The organism is Streptomyces sp. NRRL S-495 (assembly GCF_000966955.1).
Lineage (GTDB): Bacteria > Actinomycetota > Actinomycetes > Streptomycetales > Streptomycetaceae > Kitasatospora > Kitasatospora purpeofusca.
This window is the reverse complement of sequence record NZ_JZWY01000064.1, coordinates 1-3,811: the sequence shown is the minus strand read 5'-3', so window position 1 is coordinate 3,811 and position 3,811 is coordinate 1. Positions and strand designations below refer to the sequence as shown.

The 3,811-nt window shown below is 74.8% G+C and carries 1 protein-coding gene and 2 pseudogenes; all 3 read right to left on the bottom strand.

Translation table 11 applies throughout. The annotated features are described in order from the left end of the window. Nucleotides 1-404 (bottom strand): annotated as a pseudogene (locus VR45_RS04785) (UDP-glucose 6-dehydrogenase); the annotation flags it as partial. A gap of 158 nt (nucleotides 405-562) precedes the next feature. After that, nucleotides 563-1,714 (bottom strand): annotated as a pseudogene (locus VR45_RS04780) (MFS transporter); the annotation flags it as partial. Nucleotides 1,715-1,887: 173 nt separating this feature from the next. Next, a partial coding sequence (asnB, locus tag VR45_RS04775; protein WP_353612664.1) for an asparagine synthase (glutamine-hydrolyzing) occupies nucleotides 1,888-3,811 on the bottom strand: 1,924 nt, incomplete at its 5' end.

Here is a 3,811-nt window from a genome sequence, read left to right as displayed (position 1 = left end):
AACTCCGGGTTCCAGGCGAGTTCGACGGCCTCCCCGGCGGGCGCCAGCGCGGTGAGCCGGGCGGCCAGCCGCTCGGCCGTGCCGACCGGGACGGTGGACTTGCCGACGACCACGCAGGGCCGGTCCAGGTGCGGGGCCAGGGCGGCCACGGCGGCGTCGAGTTGGGAGAGGTCGGCGGCCCCGGAGTCCTTGCGCTGGGGCGTGCCGAGGCAGAGGAAGTGCAGGTCGCCGAAGGCGGCGGCCTCCTTCGGGTCGGTGCCGAAGCGCAGCCGCCCGGCGGCCAGGTTGCGGCGCAGCAGTTCTCCCAACCCCTGTTCGTGGATGGGTAGTTCACCCTGATTGAGGGAGTGGACCCGGTCCTCGTCGATGTCCAGTCCGAGGACCTCGTGGCCGAGTTCGGCCATGCAGGCGGCATGGGTGATGCCGAGGTAGCCGCTGCCGATCACCGTCAGGCGGTAGCGCACGGTCGGTCTCCTGTCGTTGGTGGGGTGCGTGGCATTGCCGGACGGGGCAGGGAAGCCGGCCGACGGAGGGGACGGCCCGGGTCAGCCGGTGGCCCGGGTCAGGCGGTGGCCCGGGTCAGTCGGCGGACGGGCCGGACGGCGAGCAGGGCGAGGGCGCAGCCCAGGCCGACCACGGCGCCGAGGAACAGCAGCCGGTGCACGCCGACCAGGCCGCTGACCGGACCGGCGACCGCCTGGCCGAGCGGGACGGCCAGGATGGATCCGGCGATCTCGTAGGCCGCGACCCGGTTGAGCTTGTCCTCCGGTATCCGGGTCTGGACCGAGGTCGCCCACTGGACGCCCCAGAACGCCCACCCGATGCCGCTGACCAGGTAGCCCGCCATCAGCAGCGGCACCGGCGGCACCAGCGCGGCGGACAGCGGCATCAGCGGGAAGAGCAGCATCGCCACCGCCCCGCCGAACAGCGGACGGGACGGGCGCAGCCGGATCGCGACCAGGCCGCCGAGCACGCAGCCGACACCGAACGCGCTCTCCGCCCAGCCGAAGGCCGCCTTGCCGTGGGCGTCGATGATGGAGACCGCGCCGACCGGGGTGATCGGGCCCCAGACCGCGACGCCGAGGACCCACCAGATCAGGATCACCGACCACAGCCAGGAGCGGGAGCGGAACTCCGTCCAGCCCTCGCGCAGGTTCTGCAGGGTGGAGGCGCTGCGGTCGGGCTCGACGTACGGCAGCCGCAGGGCCGTCAGGCAGAGCCCGCTGACCACGAAGGCGACCGCCGTCGCGGCGAAGACCGAGGCCGGGGAGACCACGGCGACCAGGGTGCCGGCGAGGGCCGGGCCGGCCATCGTGGCAACGCCCTGGCTGACCCGCAGCACGCCGTTGGCCTGCTGCGGGTCGGCGGCGACCTGGGGGACCAGGCTGGTCAGCCCCGGCTGGAACATCGCGGTGGCGAGCCCGCCGAGCACCGACGCGAGGACCAGCAGCCACAGCGGCGGGTGGCCGAGCCAGAGGCAGAGCGCGAGTCCGGCCTGGATCGCGCAGCGTGCCCCGTCGGCGGCGATCATCTGCGGCCGGGGGTGGAAGCGGTCGGCGAACACCCCGCCGAACACCACGAACAGGGCGAACGCCCCCATCCAGGCGCCCAGCGCGACGCCGACGGCGCCCACCCCGAAGCCGAGGGAGAGCATCGCCACGGCCGTCGCGACGGGAATCATGGTGTCGCCCAGCACCGCCATGGTGCGGGCGGTGAAGTAGAACCCGAAGTNTCAGAGATGTGTATAAGAGACAGAGGCCGGCGGGGCGGGCGGCGCGGCCAGGGTCGCGGCCATGGGGCTCCTTCGGGACGTCCGCCGGGGCGGGCGGGTGCTCGGGGTCGGGCGGGCACTCGGGGGCGGGCGGGTGCGGGTGCGGGTGCGTCGGTTCAGAGTGCGAGTTCGACCCGGTACGCGCGCAGCCAGGCGTCAGTCTGCAGGGCGGTCTCCAGCGCGGCCCGACCGACCCCCGCGACCAGGGCGTCCGCGCCGTCGCGGGCCACCGCGGCCCGGAGCCCGGGCGCGAGCAGCGGGGCCACCGGGCTGTCCGGGTCCAGGGCGACCCCGGCCAGCCGCTCCCGCAGCACCCGGTCGTAACCGGCGTCCCGCAGGTTGGGGTAGGGCGTCTTGATCCGCATCGCCACCGGTTCCGGCAGCAGGTCCTTCATCGCCGCCCGCAGCAGGCTCTTCTCCCGGCCGTCGAACGCCTTCATCTCCCAGGGGATGTTGAAGGTGTACTCGACCAGCCGGGGGTCGGCGAACGGCACCCGGATGTCGAGCCCGGCGGCGTTGCCGAGGCGGTCCAGCCGGTCGAACAGCACCCGGGTGTGGCGGGTGTGCGCGAGGTAGGTGACCTCGCGGTAGCGGGCCTCGACCGGGTCGGCGACCACGTCGGCGGCCGAGATCTCCGCGACGGCGTCCCGGTGGCAGTCCCGCTCGTAGCCGGCCAGGTCGAGCTTGCCGAGCAGTCCGGCGTCGAAGAGCACCTCGGTGCCGAGGAAGCGCGGCCGGTTCTCCGCCACCCACGGGAAGGTCGGGCAGGCGATCCACTCCGGCAGCCGGTTCCAGTTGTAGCCGCCGAAGACGTCGTCGCCGCACTCGCCGGACAGCGCCACGGCGGCGTGCCCGCGCGCCTCGCCGAACAGCAGCCGCAGCGAGGCGTACTGGTCGCCCTTGTTGATCGGGATGTCGTAGGCGGCGAGCACCGAGGCCCGCAGCGCGGGGTCGAGCAGGTCCAGGCCGGCCAGCGAGATCTCGCCGTGCTCGGCACCGGCGTGCTCGGCCATCAGCCGGGCGTAGAGGTGGTCCTCGTTGCCCTGCGCCGCGGCGCCGTCGGCCCCCGGCTCCTGGTCGTTGACGGCGAGCGAGCGGATCGGGCCGCGGCCCTGGCGACGGGCGAGGGCGGCGGCCAGCGCGGTGAGCGAGCTGGAGTCGAGGCCGCCGGAGAGCAGCGAGCAGGGCAGTTCCCCGCCGTTCAGGTGCGGGGCGACCGCGTCCTCCAGCAGCGCGCGCACGGTGTCGACGGTGGTGCCCAGGTCGTCGGGGTGGCCGGCCACCCGCAGTTGCCAGTAGCGCCGCTCGGTCGCGCCCGAGCGGCCGACCCGCAGCAGCGCGCCGGGCAGGACCTCGCGCAGGCCGCGGAAGACCGCGTGGCCGGGCACCCGGGCGACGGAGAGGATGTCCCGCAGGCCGTCGGCGTCGAGGGCGGGCCGGAAACCGGGGTGGGCGAGCACGGCCTTGGGCTCGGAGCCGAAGAGCACACCGTCCGCAGTGGTCGCATAGAAGAGCGGCTTGACGCCCATCCGGTCGCGGACCAGCAGCAGTTCCTCCCGGCGCGGGTCCCAGAGGGCGAGCGCGTAGGTGCCCTCGATCCGGGTGACGAAGTCCTCGCCCCAGGCCAGGTACGCCTGGAGCACGGCCTCGGCCTCGCCGCCGGTGACAGCTCGGTGCCCGGCGGCGGTGAGGCGGTCGCGCAGTGCGCGGGCGTTGGTGAGGTGGCCGGCGAAGGAGAGCACGGCGAGCGGGCCGGTGTCGCCGGGAGCGGTGAGCGGCTGCGGGTGCGGGTCGCGGGCGGTGCGGCGGTGGCCGAGGGCGGCGTGCGCGGAGCTCCACAGCCCCTCGCCGTCGGGGCCGCGCCGGGCCAGTGCCGTGGTCATGGCCCGGACGACGTCCTGCCCGTCCGCGGTGTCCCGGGTGCCGGCGCTGTCCCGGGCGTCAGCGGTGCCATGGGTATCAGCGGTGTCATGGGAGGGGGTGCCGTGGGAGAAGTCGACCCAGCCGGCTATGGCGGACATGCGGTACTCCAGGGGTGGG